This window comes from Oscillibacter sp. PC13 (genome assembly GCF_900115635.1).
Classification (GTDB): domain Bacteria; phylum Bacillota; class Clostridia; order Oscillospirales; family Oscillospiraceae; genus Oscillibacter.
Window position 1 is genome coordinate 45,964 of sequence record NZ_FOXE01000013.1, and the last position, 21,115, is coordinate 67,078.

General features: G+C 55.3%; 22 protein-coding genes. 14 read left to right on the top strand and 8 right to left on the bottom strand.

The window, feature by feature from the left end:
* Positions 1-31: 31 nt before the first annotated feature.
* The 5 genes from folD to BMZ81_RS09120 all read right to left on the bottom strand — a co-directional run bounded on the left by folD (position 32) and on the right by BMZ81_RS09120 (position 5,550).
* Positions 32-877 (bottom strand): bifunctional methylenetetrahydrofolate dehydrogenase/methenyltetrahydrofolate cyclohydrolase FolD, encoded by an 846-nt coding sequence (gene folD, locus BMZ81_RS09100; RefSeq protein ID WP_091131180.1) that lies wholly within the window; start codon positions 875-877, stop codon positions 32-34.
* A complete protein-coding gene (lgt, locus tag BMZ81_RS09105) occupies positions 861-1,886 on the bottom strand; it encodes a prolipoprotein diacylglyceryl transferase (RefSeq protein WP_091131182.1) in 1,026 nt (341 codons plus the stop codon). The genes folD and lgt overlap by 17 nt, the downstream gene beginning before the upstream one ends.
* 36 nt (positions 1,887-1,922) lie before the next feature.
* Positions 1,923-3,191 carry an EF-P 5-aminopentanol modification-associated protein YfmH gene (locus tag BMZ81_RS09110; protein WP_091131184.1) on the bottom strand — a complete coding sequence of 423 codons (1,269 nt, stop codon included), beginning with the start codon at positions 3,189-3,191 and terminating at the stop codon, positions 1,923-1,925.
* Entirely contained in the window at positions 3,188-4,456 is a 1,269-nt protein-coding gene (locus tag BMZ81_RS09115; RefSeq protein ID WP_091131187.1) for an EF-P 5-aminopentanol modification-associated protein YfmF, read from the bottom strand. The genes BMZ81_RS09110 and BMZ81_RS09115 overlap by 4 nt, the downstream gene beginning before the upstream one ends.
* Before the next feature lie 113 nt (positions 4,457-4,569).
* The gene (locus tag BMZ81_RS09120) at positions 4,570-5,550 is read right to left on the bottom strand and encodes a dipeptidase (RefSeq protein WP_091131190.1); all 981 of its coding nucleotides are present in this window, start codon (positions 5,548-5,550) and stop codon (positions 4,570-4,572) included.
* Between the two features lie 198 nt (positions 5,551-5,748).
* On the opposite strand from BMZ81_RS09120, the gene ylxM reads away from it, so the two are divergent.
* From ylxM to BMZ81_RS09175, 11 genes are all read left to right on the top strand, one after another.
* Entirely contained in the window at positions 5,749-6,114 is a 366-nt protein-coding gene (gene ylxM, locus BMZ81_RS09125; RefSeq protein ID WP_091131193.1) for a YlxM family DNA-binding protein, read from the top strand.
* A 3-nt stretch (positions 6,115-6,117) separates the two neighbouring features.
* Positions 6,118-7,476 (top strand): signal recognition particle protein, encoded by a 1,359-nt coding sequence (gene ffh, locus BMZ81_RS09130; protein WP_091131195.1) that lies wholly within the window; start codon positions 6,118-6,120, stop codon positions 7,474-7,476.
* 68 nt (positions 7,477-7,544) lie between these two features.
* The gene (gene rpsP, locus BMZ81_RS09135; protein ID WP_022290838.1) at positions 7,545-7,784 is read left to right on the top strand and encodes a 30S ribosomal protein S16; all 240 of its coding nucleotides are present in this window, start codon (positions 7,545-7,547) and stop codon (positions 7,782-7,784) included.
* Between the two features lie 15 nt (positions 7,785-7,799).
* Positions 7,800-8,030 (top strand): KH domain-containing protein, encoded by a 231-nt coding sequence (locus tag BMZ81_RS09140; RefSeq protein ID WP_022290839.1) that lies wholly within the window; start codon positions 7,800-7,802, stop codon positions 8,028-8,030.
* A gap of 300 nt (positions 8,031-8,330) precedes the next feature.
* Complete coding sequence (locus tag BMZ81_RS09145; protein ID WP_091131198.1) at positions 8,331-9,014, top strand: hypothetical protein; 684 nt, start codon at positions 8,331-8,333, stop codon at positions 9,012-9,014.
* A 16-nt stretch (positions 9,015-9,030) separates the two neighbouring features.
* Entirely contained in the window at positions 9,031-9,537 is a 507-nt protein-coding gene (gene rimM, locus BMZ81_RS09150) for a ribosome maturation factor RimM (RefSeq protein WP_091131201.1), read from the top strand.
* A complete protein-coding gene (gene trmD, locus BMZ81_RS09155) occupies positions 9,527-10,294 on the top strand; it encodes a tRNA (guanosine(37)-N1)-methyltransferase TrmD (protein WP_091131203.1) in 768 nt (255 codons plus the stop codon). Before rimM ends, trmD begins: the two co-directional genes overlap by 11 nt.
* Before the next feature lie 280 nt (positions 10,295-10,574).
* Complete coding sequence (locus BMZ81_RS09160; RefSeq protein WP_091131205.1) at positions 10,575-12,824, top strand: heavy metal translocating P-type ATPase; 2,250 nt, start codon at positions 10,575-10,577, stop codon at positions 12,822-12,824.
* Between the two features lie 11 nt (positions 12,825-12,835).
* Entirely contained in the window at positions 12,836-13,213 is a 378-nt protein-coding gene (locus tag BMZ81_RS09165) for a metal-sensing transcriptional repressor (RefSeq protein ID WP_347498060.1), read from the top strand.
* Positions 13,214-13,257: 44 nt separating this feature from the next.
* Entirely contained in the window at positions 13,258-13,452 is a 195-nt protein-coding gene (locus BMZ81_RS09170) for a heavy-metal-associated domain-containing protein (RefSeq protein WP_091131208.1), read from the top strand.
* 343 nt (positions 13,453-13,795) lie between these two features.
* Complete coding sequence (locus BMZ81_RS09175) at positions 13,796-14,827, top strand: G5 and 3D domain-containing protein (protein WP_242942609.1); 1,032 nt, start codon at positions 13,796-13,798, stop codon at positions 14,825-14,827.
* A gap of 101 nt (positions 14,828-14,928) precedes the next feature.
* Here BMZ81_RS09175 and BMZ81_RS09180 read toward each other — a convergent pair whose 3' ends face one another.
* Entirely contained in the window at positions 14,929-15,615 is a 687-nt protein-coding gene (locus BMZ81_RS09180) for a YjjG family noncanonical pyrimidine nucleotidase (RefSeq protein ID WP_091131209.1), read from the bottom strand.
* A gap of 144 nt (positions 15,616-15,759) precedes the next feature.
* Between BMZ81_RS09180 and rsmA the strand changes: the two genes are divergently transcribed.
* From rsmA to BMZ81_RS09195, 3 genes are all read left to right on the top strand, one after another.
* Positions 15,760-16,629, top strand: coding sequence for a 16S rRNA (adenine(1518)-N(6)/adenine(1519)-N(6))-dimethyltransferase RsmA (rsmA, locus tag BMZ81_RS09185; RefSeq protein WP_091131211.1), 870 nt, complete (start codon positions 15,760-15,762; stop codon positions 16,627-16,629).
* 89 nt (positions 16,630-16,718) lie between these two features.
* The gene (locus BMZ81_RS09190; protein ID WP_091131213.1) at positions 16,719-18,407 is read left to right on the top strand and encodes a phosphoenolpyruvate carboxykinase (ATP); all 1,689 of its coding nucleotides are present in this window, start codon (positions 16,719-16,721) and stop codon (positions 18,405-18,407) included.
* Between the two features lie 321 nt (positions 18,408-18,728).
* A complete protein-coding gene (locus tag BMZ81_RS09195; RefSeq protein ID WP_091131215.1) occupies positions 18,729-19,394 on the top strand; it encodes a manganese catalase family protein in 666 nt (221 codons plus the stop codon).
* 39 nt (positions 19,395-19,433) lie between these two features.
* Here the strand turns inward: BMZ81_RS09195 and BMZ81_RS09200 are convergent, their stop codons facing one another.
* Together BMZ81_RS09200 and BMZ81_RS09205 are read right to left on the bottom strand one after the other, a co-directional pair.
* Positions 19,434-20,438 carry a LysM peptidoglycan-binding domain-containing protein gene (locus BMZ81_RS09200; protein WP_177187268.1) on the bottom strand — a complete coding sequence of 335 codons (1,005 nt, stop codon included), beginning with the start codon at positions 20,436-20,438 and terminating at the stop codon, positions 19,434-19,436.
* Positions 20,439-20,648: 210 nt separating this feature from the next.
* Positions 20,649-21,086 carry a WapI family immunity protein gene (locus tag BMZ81_RS09205; RefSeq protein WP_091131219.1) on the bottom strand — a complete coding sequence of 146 codons (438 nt, stop codon included), beginning with the start codon at positions 21,084-21,086 and terminating at the stop codon, positions 20,649-20,651.
* Positions 21,087-21,115: the final 29 nt, after the last annotated feature.

The following is a 21,115-nucleotide window of genomic DNA, read 5'->3' on the forward strand; positions in this document are numbered from 1 at the left end:
CTTTCCTGCAAAATAGCAAACCATGCCCGATTCAGTCCATCCCCTGGTGCCGTTTCGCAGCAGTCAGAATGTTCTGCATCAGCATGGCCCGGGTCATGGGGCCCACGCCGCCGGGCACCGGTGTGATGTAAGCCGCTTTGGGCTCCACAGCGGCAAAGTCCACATCGCCGCAGAGCTTCCCTTCCGCATTGCGGTTCATGGCCACATCGATGACTGCCGCGCCTTCCTTCACCATGTCGGCAGTCACCAAACCCACCCGGCCCACAGCAGACACCAGAATGTCCGCCTCCCGGGTGTACTTTGCCAGGTTCGGTGTCCGGGAGTGACAGGTAGTCACCGTGCCGTCCGCCTGCATCAGCAGTGTTCCCATGGGCTTTCCCACGATATTGCTGCGTCCCAGCACCACACATTGCTTTCCCTGGACCGGAATGTCATATTCCTTCAGCATCTCCATCACGCCTGCGGGCGTGCAGGGCAAAAACACCGGATCTCCAATCACCAGGCGCCCCACATTAAAGGGGTGGAAGCAGTCCACATCCTTTTCCGGGGCGATGGCGTTCAGAACCTGTTCCTCATTCAGCTGTTCCGGCAGTGGCAGCTGAACCAAAATTCCATCCACATCCTCGTCACCGTTCAGCTGTTCAATCAACTGTAAAAGCTCCACCTGTGCGGTTTCAGCGGGCAGCTTGTGCTCAAAGCTCAAAAAGCCGCACTCTGCGCAGTCTTTTTCCTTGCCTGTGACATAGACCCGGGATGCCGGATCGTCTCCCACCAGGATGACCGCAAGGCCCGGCTTTCGAGCAAGGCCCTTTGCCTCCTCCGCTGCCCGTGCTTTCACCTTTGCCGCCAGCGCCTTTCCATCAATGCGTGTCGCCATTGTCCGTCTCCTCCTGATGATCCGCCAGATCTGCCTCCGCCTGCTCAGCAGGTACTCCTTCCGGACACTCTGCATTCTCTTCCTCCGCGGGCATCGTCAAAGAAGCGTCCGCCTCTGCTGCCAGCTTTGCTCTCGCCACCTGATTCACCAGCAGATCTTCTGCAGAATGCTTTTTGCCCGCAAGATTGTAAAACAGCATCCCGGCGGCAACCACCACCATCACCATACTCAATGCCTGCGACACCCGGATAGGCTCTCCCATGAATGTCCAGTCAAATAAATACAGGCTGTCGGTGCGCAGGCCCTCCACCCAAGAGCGGCCCAAGCCGTACCAGAGGAAGTAAAACCATGTGTTCTCTCCGTCAAAACGCCGTCCCTTGGTCACAACAAACAGCATCAGCAGCAGTCCCACCAAATTCCACAGGCTCTCATAGAAAAATGTGGGGTGCACCTCAATATACTGGGTGGCACTGGTCCAAAGGCGCATCCGCCAAGGCAGATCTGTCAAACCGCCAAAAGCCTCCCGGTTAATGAAGTTGGCCCACCGCCCGATGCACTGACCAAGAATCAAACCCATGACGCAGAGATCTGTCATAGCTCCCAGCTTCAGTTTTTTTACGCGGGTGTAAATAAATGCCACCAAAAAGCCAACAATCACCGTACCGTAAATGGCAAGTCCGCCATCCCAAATGGCTACTACTTTTCCCCAGTTTAAGGAGCCGTCGGCATTTTTATACAAATCCAGATAAAAAATGACATAGTAAATGCGGGATCCCAAAATACAACTGGGCACTGCCCACAGGACCATGTCCAGCACGTTGTCCTCCGTCAGGCCAAAACGTTTGGCTTGCTTCATGCACAGCAGCAAACCAGCCAGCATTCCCAGAGCCAGAATGATGCCGTACCAATAAATGCCATGCCCAATGTGAATGGCAATGGGATCTGGATTAAACTCCCAGTCGCCGAACAGCCCCGGGAAGCTGATCGGCATGTTCTTCAATGCTGTCAAACCACATTCTTCCTTTCTTTTCTCGCCGGGAGTTCCTTACTCCCGCGGCACAATCTCGGACAAGACTGCCCGGTCCGCTGTCAGGTTGTCCCGCAGGAAGGCTGTAATATCGTCTTTCGTAATGGTGTCAAATACCTGGGGGAAACGGAAGGGGTCATATCCATGGAAATATCCCTCTGTCAGGGAAACTGCAATATTTTCAAAGGAATTCAGCCCCCGCAGGTTCTCACCAAAAGAAGCCCTGCGCACCCGTTGATAAAATTCCTCCTCAATTCCATCAGATACCAGCCGTTCCGCCTCTTTTTGAATTTCTTCCGCAACCCGGCGTGCATCCTTGCTGTCACCGCCGGCATAGAGGTACGCCACTCCCGGCATCATTTCAAAAGCACCGCCGAAACTGGTGTTGATCAATCCTTGGTCATACAGCCTGAGATACAGTGGACTGGACTCTCCCAGCAGAAGATCGCAGGCCATGTCGCCGATGAGGTTGGTCCGCAGAAACGTCTCTCCATTTTCCACTGGTGTGCACTTATAGCCGGTTAAAAACTGCGGCATGGCAACCTCCATGGCCATCTTTGTCTCCTTTTTCACCACTTCCGCTGGCTCCCGGCCATAATCTCGCGGAACTGCCGCCCCCCCCTCCCGGGGCAAAATCCGTCGGGCCAAATCCGCCACATGAATGGGATCCACATTTCCAACCACTGTCAAAATCATGTTGGACGGGGTGTAAAAGGCCTTATGGCAGTCATACAGCGTCCGGGCCGTAATCTTCCGGATGCTCTCCACCGTGCCCGCAATCGAGGTCCGTGCCGTACTGTTGCTGTACAGGGCTTTCATCATCCGGGTATACAGCTGCCAGTCCGGGTTGTCCTCAATCATGCGGATCTCCTGCCCGATGATTCCCTGTTCCTTCTCCACACTCTCATCTGTGAAGTAGGGCACAGATACAAAGGAGAGCAAAATCTCCAAGTTTTCTTCAAAGTGGGCCGTGGAATCAAAGTAATAGCCGGTCATGGCGTTGGCTGTGAAGGCGTTTGGCTCCGCGCCGTTCTTTGCCAGTTCCTGCAGGGCGTTGCCCTCCTTGGTGTCAAACATCTTGTGTTCCAGGTAATGGGCAATGCCCGCCGGGGTATCCAGCCATTTGCCATCCAGCTGAAAGCGGGTATCCATCCCGCCGTAGCGGGTGGCAAAAAAAGCGTAGCTCTTGGCGTGCTCAGGCTTTGGCACCACGCAGATCTGCAAACCGTTAGGCAGCACCTCCCGGTAAACAGACTCCCCAATCCGCTCGTAAAAGCTCTGTCTCATTCCGCTGCCTCCTTCCCCTTCAGGAAATACACCGTATCCAGAGAAACCGTCCGCATGGCGGCAAAAATCCGGTCCGCCGTGACGTTTTGTATTTCCTTTGCCAGCAGATCCGGCGTCTCCGCCTGTCCGGTGGCAGCCTGTCCCAGATAGAAGTTTTCCAGCTTTCCCTGGGAGTCTCCCATGGAAGCATAGGCATTCAGCAGCGTGCTGCGGGCGCCCTCCAGCTCCCAGTCCTCCAAATCACCGTCCTGCACAGCCTTCAGCTGCAGCGTAATCTCATCGTAGGCCTTCTGATAGTTCTGGAACTCAATGCCGGAGGACACGGTAATCATTCCCTTCTGGCGGTGATAGACCGAGGAGGCGAAATAGCAGAGGGACAGCTTCTCCCGCACATTTAAAAACAGCTTGGAGTTGCTGGATCCGCCGAAGATGGTATTTCCCATCAGCAGCGCGGCAGTATCCTCACTGCCGCAGGCAAAGCCCATCCCCAGCTTTCCCTGTGTCACGTCCATGGCGTCCTCCACCACCTTGACCTCCGGACGAAGCACATGGGGCGTTGCCAGGGCAATGTCCCGGATGCCATCCCGCGGCAGCGTGGCCAGCGCGTGAAGCAGCGCCTGCTCCACACGCTCCAGCGCCGCGCTGCCGCTGTATATCAGCTCCAGGCGGGCAGTGGAGATCAGGTCTCCGTACTGGGCGTACAACTTCTGCAGCTGCAGTTTTTCCACGCTCTTTTCGTCACCCAGCCTGGAAATTCCATATGGCTCCCCAGTGCACATCTCCTGCAGCAGCCGCAGATCGGCATAATCCCGCTTATCATTGATGATGCTGCGGACTGCGTCTGCCAGGTTCTGCTTCTCGCTTTCGAAATAGGCGGGCACAAACCGCCCCCGCTCTGTGGCGGGATCGCAGATCAGCTCTCCCAGTATATCCGCCACCGGTTCCAGCAGCTTCTCACCGCCGGGCACAAAGCTGTCGTCAATCAGGCTGGCCACAAAGCCCACGCACTGATTTTCGCCCCTTTTTCGGACGGTATAATCGATGCGCGCGCCATACAGGCGGTCCAGCTGCTCTGACAGTGCCCCCAGATCCGGGCAGCTGACGGTGCCCCGCCGCAGCACTGCCGGCAGCAGCGCACATGCTGAAACCCGCTCCTGGCTCAAGGGCGTCACAAACTGGGCCGACAGCAGGCTGGTTTTAAATTTCTGCGCCGGAAGATACGTCAGGTATACCCCAGCGGCAATTTCTTTTCTGGTTCCTTCCACTGTTTCAGCTCCTTCTGCCGCACGGGGCAGCTCCCCGGCGGAATTTGAATCATTTATCGAGATATAACATTATAGTATATCTTCCCATATAATTCAAATTCTATTTTCCCTTCTTATCCAAGCACGTCCTCCAGCACCCGCTGGAAATTTCCATGGGCAATTTTTTCACGCTCTTCCACTGTCATACCCAGCTGCTCCAGCCAGTAGAACAGATTTTTGATCTGGGCGGCATCCTCCAGCCCTTCCGCGCCCTCGTTGCCCGGCCCCATAAAGTGGCAAAAATCAAAGCCGCAGCCAACATGTTCCACGCCGATGACATCCGCCATATGAGCCGCATGCCGGGCCAAAGTCCGGGCGGTCTGCTGCCTGTGATCCTCGTGAACGAAACCGTGATAAGCATTCAGCCCTACCACGCCGTCTACATCCCGAATGGCCCGCAGCTGGTCGTCCGACAGATTCCGCCGCACGTCGCACAAACGCCGGCAATTGGAATGAGATGCAATCACCGGTGCTGCCGTCAGCTTCATCACATCCCAGAAACTCCCGTCATTCAGATGGGACACATCCACCAGCATCCGCTTTTTCTGCATCCTTCGTACGGCCTGCCGTCCCAGCTCCGACAGGCCGCTGTAAGCGTCTCCCCCTGCACCGGTGGCGAAGGCATTCTCCTCATTCCAGGTCAGCATTCCGGTTCTGGCTCCCGCGTCATAGTACCAGTCGATGCCGCGCAGCTCCGTCCCGATGGCCGCCATGCCCTCGATTCCCAGGAAAGCATAGATCTTCCCCTCCCCCCGGGCAGCTGCCGCTTCCGTCCAGCTATGTACCAGCCGCATGCGCTCACACTCCGCAAGGTCATCCCTGGCGTAGGAAAGCATCTGGTGCGTCCGTCCGAGAAATGCCTCCGGTGCACACCAATCCGTATCCTTCCAAAAGGTCTCCCCCACTGCTGCACTGGTCCAGACCGACAGCACCAATCCCTCCAGGCCGCCCTTTTGCAGCCGATCCAGATGGCGTCTCTCCAGCACCCGGCTCTCCCCCGCCAGGCGCCGCCGCGCCACATCGTACAGCAGATCGGAATGCGCGTCAAATACCATGTTTTCTCCTCCAGTTCCCCTGTCATTTCTCCCATCCTATGCGCTTCCCCGCAATTCTGCAAGCAATCCTTATAAAAAAGCGCCCACACCTGATTTTTTCTGAATTTCTTCCCAGTTTCCCCTTGACTTTTTCATCAAATTCCTGTAAACTATTCCTCGTTGTAAAGGTATAAAACTTTACAGAAAGGAGTCTTCTCGATGAAAAATCAGACTTACCGCATGACCATGCTCTTCGATTTTTACGGAGAACTCCTGACAGAGCGGCAGAAAGAGTTCTTTGACCTCTATTATAATGAGGACCTGTCCCTGGCGGAAATTGCGGAAAACGCAGGGATTTCCCGTCAGGGTGTCCGGGATGTCGTTGTCCGGGCGGAGGGTGTCATGCAGGAAGTGGAGGACAAAACCGGCCTCATCAAACGTTTTGAGGCACTCCGTCCCCATCTGGACGCTATCGAGGCTGCCGCCGCAGAGATCAAAACCATCAACTACCGTCAGTATGAGGATGCCCGGCTCAGTGAGTTGGCCGATCTCATCCATGCGGAAACCGCTGCATTGAAGGAATAATCTATGGCATTTGAAGGTCTCACTGAAAAACTGAATGCAACGTTCAAAAAGCTCCGGGGCAAGGGCCGTCTGACAGAAAATGACGTTCGGGAGGCCATGCGGGAAGTCCGTCTCGCCCTTCTGGAAGCGGACGTTGGCTATAAGGTGGTCAAGGAATTTGTGTCCAAGGTCACGGAGCGTGCCGTGGGCACCGACGTGCTGGACAGCCTGACCCCCGCTCAGCAGGTCATCAAAATCGTCAATGAGGAATTGACCAGCCTGATGGGCGGCGGTACCGCCAAGCTCTCCATGGCCAACAACGGCCCCACTGTGGTCATGATGGTGGGCCTGCAGGGCGCCGGCAAAACCACCACGACCGCGAAGCTGGCCGGGCTGATGCGAAAGCAGTATACAAAACGCCCCCTTCTGGCGGCTTGTGACGTCTACCGCCCCGCCGCGATTGAGCAGCTGAAGGTGGTGGGCGGCCAGCTGGATCTGCCGGTTTTTGAGCAGGGGCAGGGAGATCCGGTGGAAATCGCTCAAAACGCCCTCCGCCACGCGAAGGATCACGGCAGCGATATGGTCTTCTTGGATACCGCAGGCCGCCTCCACGTGGACGAGACACTGATGGACGAGCTGAAGCGGATGAAGGCCGCCGTCCATCCCAATGAGATTTTGCTGGTGGTGGACGCCATGACCGGCCAGGATGCGGTGAACGCCGCGTCTGCCTTTGACGAGGCTCTTGGCATTGACGGCGTGATTCTCACCAAGCTGGACGGTGACGCCCGCGGCGGCGCCGCCCTCTCCATCCGGGCCTCCACTGGAAAACCCATCAAATTTGTGGGTACCGGCGAAAAGCTGGATATGATCGAGCCCTTCCATCCAGACCGCATGGCCTCCCGGATTCTCGGTATGGGCGATATGCTGTCCTTTATTGAAAAAGCCCAGCAGACGTATGATGAGAAGCAGGCGGCCAAGCTGCAGGAAAAGATGCGGAAAAACCGTCTCTCCCTGCAGGACTATTATGAGCAGCTTCAGCAGCTTCGTGGCATGGGAGATTTAAGCCAGCTGGCGGGTATGATGCCCGGCGGCATGGGGAAGCAGCTGCAGGGCGCCAGCATTGATGAAAAGGCGCTGGCCCATACAGAAGCCATCATCCTCTCCATGACTCCGCTGGAGCGGGAAAATCCACAGATTCTGAATGCCAGCCGGAAGCGGCGGATTGCCGCAGGCTGCGGTCTGGAGGTCGTGGATGTGAATCGGCTGCTCAAGCAGTTTGATGCCATCCAGCAGCTGACAAAGCAATTCTCCCGGGGACGGATACCCCAGATGGGTGGCCGCGGCCCCATGTCCGGGTTTGGACGGAAAAAGCGGTTTAAATAATTTTGTATATAAGTGCACGGCATTTATAGAAATATTCGATTTTTTTAATTTTTTTGGAGGTAACAAACATGGTTAAAATCAGACTGCGCCGTATGGGCGCCAAGAAGGCTCCCTTCTATCGCGTTGTGGTTGCCGATTCCCGCTTCCCCCGGGACGGCCGTTTTATCGAGGAGCTTGGTACCTACAACCCTTGCGTGGCTCCTGCCGAGATCAAAATTGATACCGAGCGCGCCCAGGCCTGGATCAAGTCCGGTGCCCAGCCCACCGATACGGTCAGAGCTCTGCTGAAAAAAGTAGAAGTCCTCTGATTCGGAGGGCGGAGCATGAAAGACTTGCTGCTCTACATCGCCAGAAACCTCGTGGATGATCCCGACGCCGTCTCTGTTACGGAAGTGCAGGGCGATCAGGAACTGACGTTGGAGCTGCGCGTCGCCCCCGACGACATGGGCAAGGTCATCGGCCGTCAGGGTCGCATCGCAAAGGAGATCCGGACCGTGATCCGCTCCTATGCCCAGCGTACCGGCGTAAAGGTTTCCGTCGATATTGTAGACTAAAAAGAAGCGGTGCAGCTGCACCGCTTCTTTTTCTCACTCTACCGCTATAAAATCCATATTCCCAGCCGGAGTATGCTCACAGTACAACCCGGCTCATGGTGTAATCATCTGCCCCAGAGATAGGAATATGCGCCTAATCTCCGCAGGGCTGCGTCCATTCTTTGCATTCTGTTTGCTTCAAAATCCCATACCTGTGCTCAAAAAGCACCTCTTGTCCTTCTGGACAAAGTACGCTATAATGTCCGCAGTATTATGGTGGTTTGTACCGCTCTCGCCAAAGTTGTCAGGGGGAATCTCTCTATGGCCCGGCTTTTCACCAACAGTTTCACCTTTGCCGAAATCGCCGTAAAACATTTCTTGAGCGGTGAAGAGGCCTACCAAAAGCTCCTCCCTCTCTTCTCTCAGGAGGATGTGGATGCCATGTATCAGCGCAGCCTTCTCGAAATGCCTGCGGAACAGGAGTTCAGCATTTCCATTTGCTTTTCTGCCATGGCACTGGAGGCATTCATCTATGATTACGCCGCCCGAAATCTAGGGGACGGCTATGTCTCCAAGTATCTGGACAAGCTGGATCTGACCTCCAAGTGGCTGGTGATTCCCCGGCTTATCACCGGTTCTGTCATCGATCCCGGCTGTCGGGCAATCAATTTGCTCCGGGAACTGGTTCAGGAGCGAAACCGCCTGGTCCACAGCAAATCCAAGGCAGTTTCCTTCACTCCGGAGTTTCTGGAATGGTTTGCAGAAACACAGTCGTATCTGCCGGAACGCCTGTCAGCGCTGAAAGGTCTTATGGCGGTCTATCATCTGGCTGCGCTGCTGGACGGTCTGGATGGCGAAGCGCACGCCCGGTTTTCCCTATCCATCGGCAGCTGCTACAATGCCGATAACCCCGCTGATTTTACCATGCACGAGGACTGGGCTTCCATTTTTCCCCTGTTCCGCAGCCTTTCTAAGCAGAATCCGCCTCGCCGAACTACGAAATGATAAGGAGACGATCTCCATGAAACTGGAACGTATTAAAATTGGCCGCATTGTCAACGCCCACGGTATCCGGGGAGAAGTCCGGGTTCAGCCCCGGGGCGGTGATCCGGCCTCTCTCACCCACTTCAAAACCTTTTTGCTGGACGGCCAGGCTGTCACCCCCACTGCCAACCATGTTCACAAGAGCTTGGTACTGATGAAGTTCCCCGGTGTGGACGATATGAACACCGCCCTGGCTCTGAAGGACAAGGACCTGTATATCCGCCGGGAAGACGCCAACCTGGAGGATGGCCAGTTCTTTGATGATGAGCTGCTGGGCCTCCGGGTTTTCGACGAGGAAACCGACGAGGAACTGGGGGAGCTGACGGCAGTGGAGAATTATCCGGCCCATCAGGTTTATACTGTCCGCGGCACGCACGAATACCTGATTCCTGCCGTGCCCGATGTGTTTATCAAATCTGTGGATATGGACGCGAACCGCATGACCGTCCATATTCTGGAGGGGATGGCCACGGATGCAGATTGATATTATGACGCTGTTCCCGGAGTCCGTGGATGCCATGCTGAACGTCAGCATTCTGGGCCGTGCCCAAGAGCGGGGATATATTGCCATCCGCACCCATCAGATCCGGCAGTACACCACCAACAAGCAGATGCAGGTGGACGACTACCCCTACGGCGGAGGCCGCGGCGCCGTCATGCAGGCGGATCCGCTGTACCACTGCTGGGCGCACATTGTGGAAACCTATGGTCCTGGCCGCACGATTTTCATGTCCCCCTGCGGCCGGACCTTCAATCAGGAGGTGGCGAAGGAGCTGAAGGCACAGTATGACCATCTGATTCTCGTCTGCGGCCACTACGAGGGCATCGACCAGCGCTTTATCGACGAGTGTGTGGACGAGGAACTCTCCATGGGCGACTTTGTTCTCACCGGCGGAGAAATTCCTGCCATGGCGGTGGCGGATGCCGTATGCCGCATGGTCCCCGGCGTTCTGCCGGATGCCGAGTGCTTTCAGGAGGAATCCCACTGGAACGGCCTGCTGGAGTATCCCCAGTACTCCCGCCCTGCGGAATGGCATGGCCGCCAGGTGCCGGAGATTCTGCTCTCCGGGGACCACGGCAAAGTGGCCGCCTGGCGGAAGAAGGAGAGCTATAAGCGCACCATCGTCCGCCGTCCGGATCTGTTTGCGCAGTTCGACGCCTCCCAGCTAACCACCAAGGCAGAGAAAAAAATTCTGGCGGAAGCACAGGCGGAGCTGGCGGAGGAAGCGCCCGAATCCTGATTGCCTTGTCTTTCGTTTTGAAAAAAAGCCCGGTTCTCCCGCCTTCAGGAGTCCGCAATCAAGAACCAGCCCCGTCCATTTAAAAAATGGACGGGGCTGGTTCTTTATCAGGCGACAGCTCCGCATCTGTCCCTATGAGAATCCTCGTGGATTTTTGAAATTTTTCCGCTTCCCGGAGAACACTATAAAAAAGCCCCTTGACAAATACCCCCCAGGGGTATATATTACAGTTCAGAAAATACCCCCCAGGGGTATCATCCTCTGGAGAACAGGAGGTCCCATGCGGGAAGAAACATACGACATCTCCGGAATGCACTGCGCGGCGTGCAGCGCATCTGTGGAAAAGGTTACCCGGAAGCTGCCGGGTGTGGAGCGAAGCGAGGTCAATCTGACCACGGAGATCATGACCATCACCTATGATGAAACCCAGGTGACGCCGGAGCAGATTGTGGCCAAGGTGGAGAAAGCCGGCTTTGGCGCAGTTCTCCATAAGGAGCATCAGGAAGCTGCGGTGCCGGACACAAAGGACGCCGCGGAAGCAGAGTTGCGGCGAAAAAAATGGGAACTGGTGACAGCAGGAGCTTTCTCCCTGGTACTGCTGTATGTCTCCATGGGGCAGATGCTGCCCTTCGGATTGCCCGCCCTGCCTCTGCCGGATATTTTCTCCATGCACACCCATCCGGTGAACTTTGCAATTTTACAGCTGCTTCTGACCATTCCCGTGCTGTACTGCGGGCGGCATTTCTTTACCGGCGGCTTTAAGGCCCTGTCGAACCGGAACCCTAACATGGACTCCCTGGTGGCCATCGGCTCCGCCTGTTCCTTTGTGTACAGCGTGGTGATGACCTTTCTCATCTCCGACGATCCCCACGCCTATGTCCACAATCTCTACTATGAGTCCGCCGCCGTGGTGCTGACGCTGGTATCCCTGGGGAAATTTCTGGAGAGCCGGAACATGCAAAAAACCAAGGGGGCTATTACCGCGCTGATGCAGCTGTCTCCGGACACTGCCATTTTGGCGGAGAGCGGCAAGGAGGTACCCACCAAATCCCTGAAAACCGGCGATGTGGTGCTGGTGAAACCCGGTGCCCGGGTTCCCGCCGATGGTACGGTTTCCCAGGGGGAGAGCAGCGTCAACGAAGCTATGCTCACCGGGGAGAGCCTGCCTGTGGAAAAAACGGTTGGCAGCGAGGTCATCGGCGGGAGCGTGAACCTGAACGGTATCCTGTACGTCACCGTGACCCGCACTGGCGAGGATACCACCCTGGCCCGGATTATCCGCTTCGTGGAGGACGCCCAGGGACGGAAAGCACCCATCTCAAAGACGGCTGACAAAGTGGCCGGGATATTTGTTCCCACGGTCATCGCAATTGCCCTGCTGGCCGCCGCCGCCTGGGCAGTGGATGGACAGCCCTTTGCCTTTGTGCTGCGGGTATTCACCTCCGTGCTGGTAATTGCCTGCCCCTGCGCCCTTGGTCTGGCGACTCCCACCGCCATTATGGTGGGTACCGGACTCGGCGCACGCCACGGCATCCTGATTCGCTCCGGTGAAATTCTGGAAATCACCCACAGTGTGGACACTGTGGTTCTGGATAAAACCGGTACGGTGACAAAGGGAGAGCCTGCCGTAACGGAAATTCTTCCCCACCAGTGTGAAAAAGGTGTACTGTTGGAAACTGCCGCGGCAGTGGAGGCCGTCAGTGCTCACCCATTGGCAAACGCCATCTCTGCTTATGCAAAAGCCCATGGCTTTGACGGCAGCAAGCGCCCGGAGAGCTTTGAAAGCCTGTCCGGCCGGGGCCTGAAGGCCCAATTGGATGGGAAGACCGTGCTGGCAGGCAACCGGAGGCTCTTGGAGGAATACGGCGTGGATGTCTCTCCCCTGCTGCTGAACGCGGATCGTCTGGCGGCGGAGGGGCAGACGCCCATGTACTTTGCAAGGGAAGGCGCGCTGCTGGGGCTTATCAGCATAGCAGATCCGGTAAAAGAGACCAGCGCCGATGCCGTCCGCCGGATGAAGGAGCAGGGTATTCATACAGTGCTCCTGACCGGGGACAACCAGGCGGCAGCCCGCCACATCGGCAGTCTGGTGGGTGCGGACGAGGTGATTGCCGAGGTGCTGCCCGAGGAGAAAGCCGGTGTCATTCAGGACTTACAAGAGAAAGGCCGTACCGTGATGATGGTGGGTGACGGCATCAACGACGCCCCAGCCCTGACCCAGGCGGAAGTTGGCTGTGCCATCGGTAGCGGCAGCGACATCGCCATTGAGTCCGCTGACATCGTATTAATGCGGGACGATTTGGAGGACGTCAGCCGGGCCATCCGCCTAAGCCGCCTGACACTGCGGGATATCAAGCAGAACCTGTTCTGGGCCTTCTGCTACAACACCATCGGTATTCCCATTGCGGCCGGTTTGCTGTATCTTTTCGGCGGGCCGCTGCTCTCTCCCATGTTTGCCGGCGCTGCCATGTCTTTGAGTTCCGTATGCGTGGTGGGCAATGCTCTGCGGCTGGGGCACGCCAAACTGTAAAGGAGGATTTTATGGCATCTCACGAGAAAAACCAGGATGGCAGTGCAGACGTGTTCGCCATCATGCAAACCCAACTGGGACTGACGCCGCAGGAGATTGGCGCCGACTGCTGCCGCCATAAGCACCGGGAGCAGCCGGAGGCAGACGCCCTGCTGCGGCGACTCAGCCGCATTGAAGGCCAAGTGCGGGGCGTCCGCGGCATGGTGGAAAAAGAGGCCTACTGCACGGATATTCTGGTGCAGGTCTCCGCCATCCAGTCGGCGCTGAACGCTTTTGCCCGGGAACTGCTGGGCAGTCATATCCGCACCTGTGTCGTGCAGGATATTCAAAACGGAAAGCTGGACGTGGTAGATGATTTGGTCTCCACCATTCAAAAAATGATGAAGTAAATTGACCCAATGCATATGAGAAAATTAAAAGGAGGATTCTGAACATGACAACCATTTCTGTACCCGATATGATGTGTGAAAACTGTGTAAAGCGCATCACCAACGCCCTCTCCGCCGCGGAGTTGAACTTTACCGTCAGTCTGCCGGAAAAGACCGTTACCATCGACGGCTGCGAGCACTGCGTCAAGACGGCCATGGACGAGTTGGACGATTTGGGTTTTACTCCAAAAATTCAGTAAGAAGTTTGTAAAACGTGTCTTTTTCTTGAAAATCAGTCTGTATTTCCTTCTCAGGGTACAGACTGATTTTTTTGTACATATCTTGTTATCACTTTGTTACTTTTCATTGAAGCATTCCACATTCTCCCAGTTTTTTCTTGTCAAATTTCGGTGAAAGTGGGGGACATAACACCTGTTTCTCACCAAAAACTTGACAGAAGTGGGGCTATGGTGTATACTAACCCCAGTTTTTCGATTGGTAACAAAAGTTACAAGTTGTTTTTCTTTGGAGGATTCCCTGGTATGGTTCTTCCAAAAACCGGGAAAAATGAACTCGGAAAACCACTTACAGGAGGTATGTTTTTTGGACACACAATACTTGCTCCAAAAACTGCATCATTTCTGGAAGCGTCACGGTTTGCCCGTGTTTATGCTCTTTGCCGTTATTGTTGTTTCCGGCGCTGCCACGGACCGGGCCAACGCCCTGTATATTCTGACGGGTGCGGAGGACTCTGCCATCGTACTGGACGAATCTGCCCAAGTACAGGATTTTTCCTCTCAACTGGTATTTCTTTCTACCAGCAGTACCGGCTTTGATGTAACGCTGGCTTCCGGAAAAAATGTCACCATCAGCTATGATGGGCAAACCATCTCCACCCAGTCTAAAAAAGAGAGCATCTCTGCACTGCTGACCCGGATGCATATTATTCCGGGCCCCTTGGACATGGTAGCAGTCGATCTCTCCGGCGACAGCGTGGAACTGACAGTCGGCGATCAGCTGACTTACTATGACCGGGTGACAGAGACCGCCGCTTATGAGACGGTCCGGGTTGCCAATCCTGACTTGCCGGAGGGCACGGAGCTGCTTGTCCAAGCCGGCGCCGACGGCGTCCGCACTTCTGTCTACGAAGTGGTGTGGTCCGGCGGCGAAATGATCTCCCGCCAATTTGTGGAGGAGCTGGACAGCACCGCTGTGGACGAGGTGATTGAATACGGCACTGCCAAGGAAGCGTCTGCCTCTGCAGCTGCACAGCCCATTGCCGGCATATCCAAAAATGCTGACGGCAGTGGTACTCTGACACTGGCAGACGGCACCACACTGGACTTTTCCGGCGTCAAGTCCATGACAGCCACTGCCTATACCGCCGGGCACGGCGGTGCGGATTATACCACGGCTACCGGCACCTTCGTCAAGGTCGGCACTGTGGCGGTGGACAAGAGCGTCATCCCTCTGGGCACCCGGATGTATATCGTCACCAATGACGGCGTGGTCTATGGCCAGGCAGTGGCTGCAGATACCGGTGTACGGGGTAATAAGGTTGATTTGTACTACGACACGTATCAGCAGTGCATCAACTTCGGACGGCGTAGCTGTACCGTGTATATTCTGGGATGAAGAACTCCCCGGCAGGTAAAAACCTGCCGGGGAGTTCTATGTTCATGACGGATCCTTTTTTCGTTTCAGAAGGGCACTTCTGTTCTGCGGATGCGTCCTTTTTACAGCGTCTCCAGCAGGGGCGGAAGTTCGCCGAGGCGGCGGATAACGAAATCCGGGATGATGTCCCGGCGGGACGTCTCTCCCTCCGGGCAGTACAAACAGGTACGGATTTCCGCATTGATCCCGCCTTGAATATCCGAGGTCAGACTATCTCCCACCATCAGCGCAGTCATCCGGTGAAAGTTGAGGATGGCGGCAAAACAGCGGTCAAAAAACGCCTTGCCGGGCTTGTCGCACCCCACCTCTTCCGAAATAAACACTCCCTTGAAATAGGCTCCAATTCCCGCTTTCTTCAGGCGGCTGTACTGAACAGCGGCGGCACCGTTGGAGGCCAGGTACAGGTCGTACCGGGGAGCCAGCTCCCGCAGAAGCTCCAGCGCGCCGGGAATCAAAAAGTGGCCCTCCGCCAGATAACCCTCATAGCGGTCACAGACGGATCTGGGGTCCGCCTGTACGCCCAGCTCCTGAAACAGCAGCTCAAAGCGTGTGGTCAGTACTTGCTCCCGGGTGAGAATTCCCGCCTCCAGCAGTTCCCACTGCCGCTGGTTGATAGCGTGATACCGGGCCAGGACACTGTCTTCCGCCGGAAGTCCCGTCTCCATCAGCGCCCTGCGAAGGGCGACGGCCTCCGCATGGGTAAAGTCCAGGATGGTATTGTCCAGGTCCAAAAAAACAGTTTCTATCATTGGCCATCTTCTCTCCGATTCTTTTCATTTTAAAATTTATTGAATCATATCCGACGGATTTTTGCAAGGCCGGAACTTCCCTTCTTTTCAAATCACCGAAAATCTGGTATACTGATTCTCACCTGAGAGAAAGGCGGCTGTGCCATGAACCTTTGCAATTACAATACCATCCGGGAGCTGCTTGGGCGGCACGGATTTCATTTTTCAAAATCCATGGGGCAAAACTTCCTCATCGACCCGCAGGTTCCCGCAGATATTGCTGCAGCCTCCTGTGCCGACGAGCACTGCGGGGTGCTGGAGATCGGTCCCGGCATCGGCCCGCTGACGGCGGAGCTGTCCCGGAGAGCCGGGAAGGTGGTCTCGGTGGAGCTGGATAAGTCTCTGCTGCCCGTTTTGGCAGAGACCATGGCCCCATACCCAAACGTGGAAATTGTGCCGGGCGATGTGATGAAGCTGGATCTTGCGGCACTGGCAGCGGAGAAATTTGGCGGGCTCACCCCTATTGTCTGTGCCAATCTGCCCTATAACATCACCACGCCAGTGCTGGAAAAGCTGGTGGAGACTCCATGCTTTCAGTCTGTCACCGTGATGATTCAGCGGGAAGTCGCCCGGCGGCTCTGTGCAGCCCAGGGTTCTTCCGACGGGGGTTCTTTTTCCCTGTTTCTGCAATATCATATGGAGACAGAGCTTCTTTTCGATGTACTGCCTGAAAAGTTTCTGCCGCCTCCAAAGGTGACCTCTTCCGTCATCCGCTGTGTGCGGCGGGACCGGCCCGCCGTGGAGGTAGAGGATGAGGCGTTTTTTTTCAAAGTGATGCGGGGCGGCTTTTTGCTGCGTCGGAAAACACTGGCCAACAGCCTTGCCGCCGCGCTTCCGGCAATGTCCAAGGAGTGTATTCAGGCGGCCATTGCAGAGTGCGGACTGCCCGCCGATATTCGCGGAGAAAAATTGACGCTTCAGAACTTCTCAGATTTGGCCGTTTATTTGGAAAGGCACAAAAAGCAAACGATTTAGTACTTGATTTTTGGAAGATTCTACGGTATCATTGATAACAATCACATTTTTTGAATTCCCTGAAAATGATTCTGACAGGAGGAGCAATTATGTCCACAAAAGCCTATTATCCCAGAACTGAAATCGGGCCCGGAAAAGTTGGTTTTTCCAAGACCCGTTCAATCATCGAGGCACCTTTTTACGGCAACAATGTGGTGAAGGTCAACTCACTGCGGGAGGCCTATGACTTGGCAAAGAACTCTCCCGGTACCATCGTCACCGATATGCCTGTCTACCGGGGCGAGGAGTTCGGCCTGGAGCCGGACGCTAAGGTACTGCTGTTCAACGACGGATCCATCACCGGCCGCTACGCTCCGGCCCGCCGCATCACCGGCAAACCCGGTGTGGATACTACCGCTCTGGACAAAATTGTGATGGACGCCGTATACGACACCCGCTGGAAGACCATGTACCATGCCGAAACCTATATCGGTCTGGATCCTGAGTTTATGGTCAAGGCCCACCTGCTGATTCCGGAGGGTGAGGAAAATCTGCTCTATAACTGGATGCTGAACTTCCAGTATCTCTCCGACGAGTACACCAAGATGTATAAGCGATCCAAGCCCGTAGGAGATGGAAAAGAACCGGACATCTACATCTTCTCTGATCCCCAGTGGGCCGGTGCGCCGGGTCAGGAAGCGGTCTGTGACCCCAAGTGCCTGTGCTATTTCAACACAGATACCAACTGTGCGGCGATCCTTGGCATGCGCTATTTCGGTGAGCACAAGAAGGGCACGCTGACCCTGGCTTGGGCTATCGCCAACCGGAACGGCTATGCCTCCTGCCACGGCGGTCAGAAGGAGTACACACTGGATGACGGCAGCAAATACGTGGCGGCGGTGTTCGGCCTGTCCGGATCCGGCAAGTCCACCCTGACCCACGCCAAGCACGGCGGCAAGTATCCCTCCATCAAAGTGCTCCACGATGACGCTTTCATCATCAACTCCGATACCTGCGCCTCTATTGCCCTGGAGCCCACCTATTTTGACAAGACCGCCGACTATCCCGTGGACTCCCCGGACAACAAGTATTTGCTGACCGCCCAGAACTGCTCCGCCACCCTGGACGAGGACGGCAAGGTGGTTCTGGTCACTGAGGATGTGCGCAACGGCAATGGTCGTGCCATTAAGAGCAAGCTCTGGTCCCCCAACCGGGTGGATAAGATTGACTCTCCGGTGAACGCCATCTTCTGGATTATGAAAGACCCCACTATTCCCCCGATTGTGAAGCTGAAGGGCGCGTCCCTGGCCTCTGTCATGGGTGCCACGCTGGCCACCAAGCGCTCTTCTGCCGAGCGGCTGAAGGCCGGTGTGGATCCCAACGCCCTGGTGGTGGAGCCCTATGCCAACCCCTTCCGCACCTATCCGCTGGTAAACGACTACGAGAAATTCAAGAAGCTGGTGGCCGAGAAGAACGTTGCCTGCTATATCATCAACACGGGAGAGTTCATGGGCAAGAAGGTGCAGAAAGAGGACACCCTAGGCGTTCTGGAGGCCGTTGTGGAAGGCAAGGCGCAGTTTAAGCCTTGGGGCCCCTTCTCCGACATTGAGATCTTCGAGTGGGAGGGCTTTGTGCCGGATCTGACCGATCACGAATATGTCGCCCAGTTGAAGGCCCGGATGGCCGACCGGCTGGACTATGTGACAAAGCTGGACGCCGTTGAGGGCGGGTTCAACAAACTGCCCGCTGATGCCGCAGAGGCCATTCGGCAGGTGGTGGAACAGGCTAACAGCCTGTAAGATGCAAGCCTGTTCAAATGCTTTAAAAGGTTCGCTCCGTTTAACACGGAGCGAACCTTTTTTATATTTCCATTACGGTTCCAGATAGGATTTGGTGTGGCTGCGAAGTTGGTTGCTGCCGGTCAGGGCCGTTTCCGGCGGCCATCTCCCGTCCCTGTTTGATCCCCTCCCAATCTCCTCCGCCGAAAAGGCCTGACTTACCCTTTTGGAGCAGGGGGCAAGTACCCTCAGCCGTTGGAATTTTGCACTTGGCCTGATGCATGAATTCCCAAGATCAGGGTAACCTAGAGAAGAATTCTTCCAGAAGGAGTGTCCTGTCTTATGTTTAAACACGAAAAAATGTTGTTCCACCCAGTCGGGGTGGAGAAGGCCAATCCACAGTACGCCGCGTTGCTCCAAGAGCAGCTTGGAGGGGGCAACGGCGAGCTGAAAGCTGCCATGCAGTATATGTCTCAGAGTTTTCGCATCAAGGATCCCGCAATTAAGGATCTGTTTCTGGACATTGCGGCTGAGGAGCTGGGCCACATGGAAATGGTCGCCCAAACCATCAATCTTTTAAACGGTCATGACGTGGACGCAGAAAAGGTAAAGGCCGGTGAGATTCAAAGTCATGTGATTCTGGGGTTGAATCCCGGCCTCATCAACGCCTCCGGTTACTCCTGGACTGCTGACTATGTGACCGTCACTGGTGATTTATGTGCCGACCTTTTGAGCAACATTGCCTCCGAGCAGAGGGCCAAAGTGGTCTACGAATACCTTTACCGCCAGATTGACGATAAAAAGGTACGGGAGACAATTGACTTCCTTCTTAACCGAGAAGAAGCGCATAATCAGATGTTTCGGGACGCCTTTAACGAAGTGCAGGACTCCGGATCCAATCAGGACTTTGGTACCACCAAAGCGGCAAGAATGTACTTCTCCCTGTCCAATCCGGGAAAAAACGCCTTTGCCGGCGGTGATGTAAAGGCCCCTAAATTTGAAAAGTAACAACAATGCCCGGTGGGAATCCCGCCGGGCACATGTTTTTCAGGGAACACGGATCGTCTGCCCTGGATAAATCAGATTCGGGTTTTGAATGCCGTTGACTTTTGCGAGGGCGGAAACCGTGGTATGAAATTGACGGGCAATTCCCCACAGGGTATCTCCCGGCTGAATGCGGTAGGTGTGTTCAAATGCCGGCTCCCCTCCGCCGGATTCCGGAATGCGGAGAATCTGGCTTGGATAAATCAGATTTGGGTTTTGGATATCGTTGGCCTTTACAAGATCAAAAACTGTGGTGTGAAACTGACGGGCAATTCCCCATAGGGTATCTCCCGGCTGAACCGTATAAGTGTTTTCCTCTGTCCACTCTTTCGTCAGCAGGACCGTCCCGGTAAAACGATCCAGATCCACGCGGCCTGTGATACCGGGTAAATCTCCCTGGTCTGTATACTGGAATCCTGCCCAGCCGCTCCAAACCTCTCCCTCCACCTCTGGTTCTTCAGCGCCATAAGCCGCAGCCCACAGTGGATAGGTGGAAAAATCCGTATCATTCCAGACGGCTGAGGCCGCCCAAGCGTCGGCATACAGCAATGGTACGCTGCCGGTCTCCTCTTCCAATGCACGAAGGAAGGTCAATCCAATGGTGCGAATCTCCCGGATAGAAAGTCCGTCAAAGGCCTCAAAATCCATCGCAGGTCGGCAGTCATACTGCGTTTTTGATAGGAGCGATGCAAAATAATGCGCTTGGGCTTCCGCTTCCGCCTCAGAGCGGGCAGTGACATAGAAGTAAAAGCCCCGGTGGATATCCGCCGCAGCTGCTTTGGCTGCGTTTTCAGCAAACCGGCTGTCAGCGGTCTCTCCAAATCCTGCACGAATATAAACAACTTCCACCGCTTCTCTCAACTGTACAAAATCAATTTCTCCTTGGAAAACACTGACATCTGCACCGTCATAAACAGGAGATGACGGTGATGGTTCCAGTGCAAAAGGCGCAGTTGTCAGCGCCAACACGGTAAAAAATGACATCACGACGGCCAAAAAATGTTTCATGCGGCTTTCCTCCCCCAACAGCATATGCCAATCTGCTGCTTGGCGTGAAAAAGCCCGTCGAAACCGACGGGCTTTTTCTCACACATGAGATCGGTTCACTTTTCATGAGGAGACCCCATCCGCCGTTTCCTTTTCCAGACAATGCAGGGCTCTTCTCTGCGGCCCCCAGCAGGAGCCCCCCTCTTTTTTGCCGCAAGGCCAGTTCGCTTTTTAAGCCCGTTCTGGAAATTTGGCGCACAGCATATCCAGTTCGTCGATCAAATCCCGCATCTCTTCCCTTGTCAGGCGCACCTCCACATCAGCAGTATCCAAATCCTCCATGGTGTTTGGCAAAGCGAAGGAAACCATCACCAGAAAAGCCTCTCCATCCGTCTGGGCGGACAGCGTAAAATACGGCTCCGCAAAGCTGCTGTCATAGCGTTCTTTTAGTCCAGCGCAGAGTACCTTCAATCCAGCGGCCATCTCCTTCAGCTCATAGGTCAAAAGACAGCTGTTGGAATCTTTAATCACCATTCCGTTATCATCTGTATACATGGCCCGCAGCACCAGCCAGTTTCTGTCGTCGCTGGTGGGATCACCGCCGTCGGCCGGAAATTCATAATTGGATATCTCCAGTTTCAGACTGACCTCTTCATTTTTAAAAAGCATACTGCATCTCTCCTCTCGTGGAGTCGCCT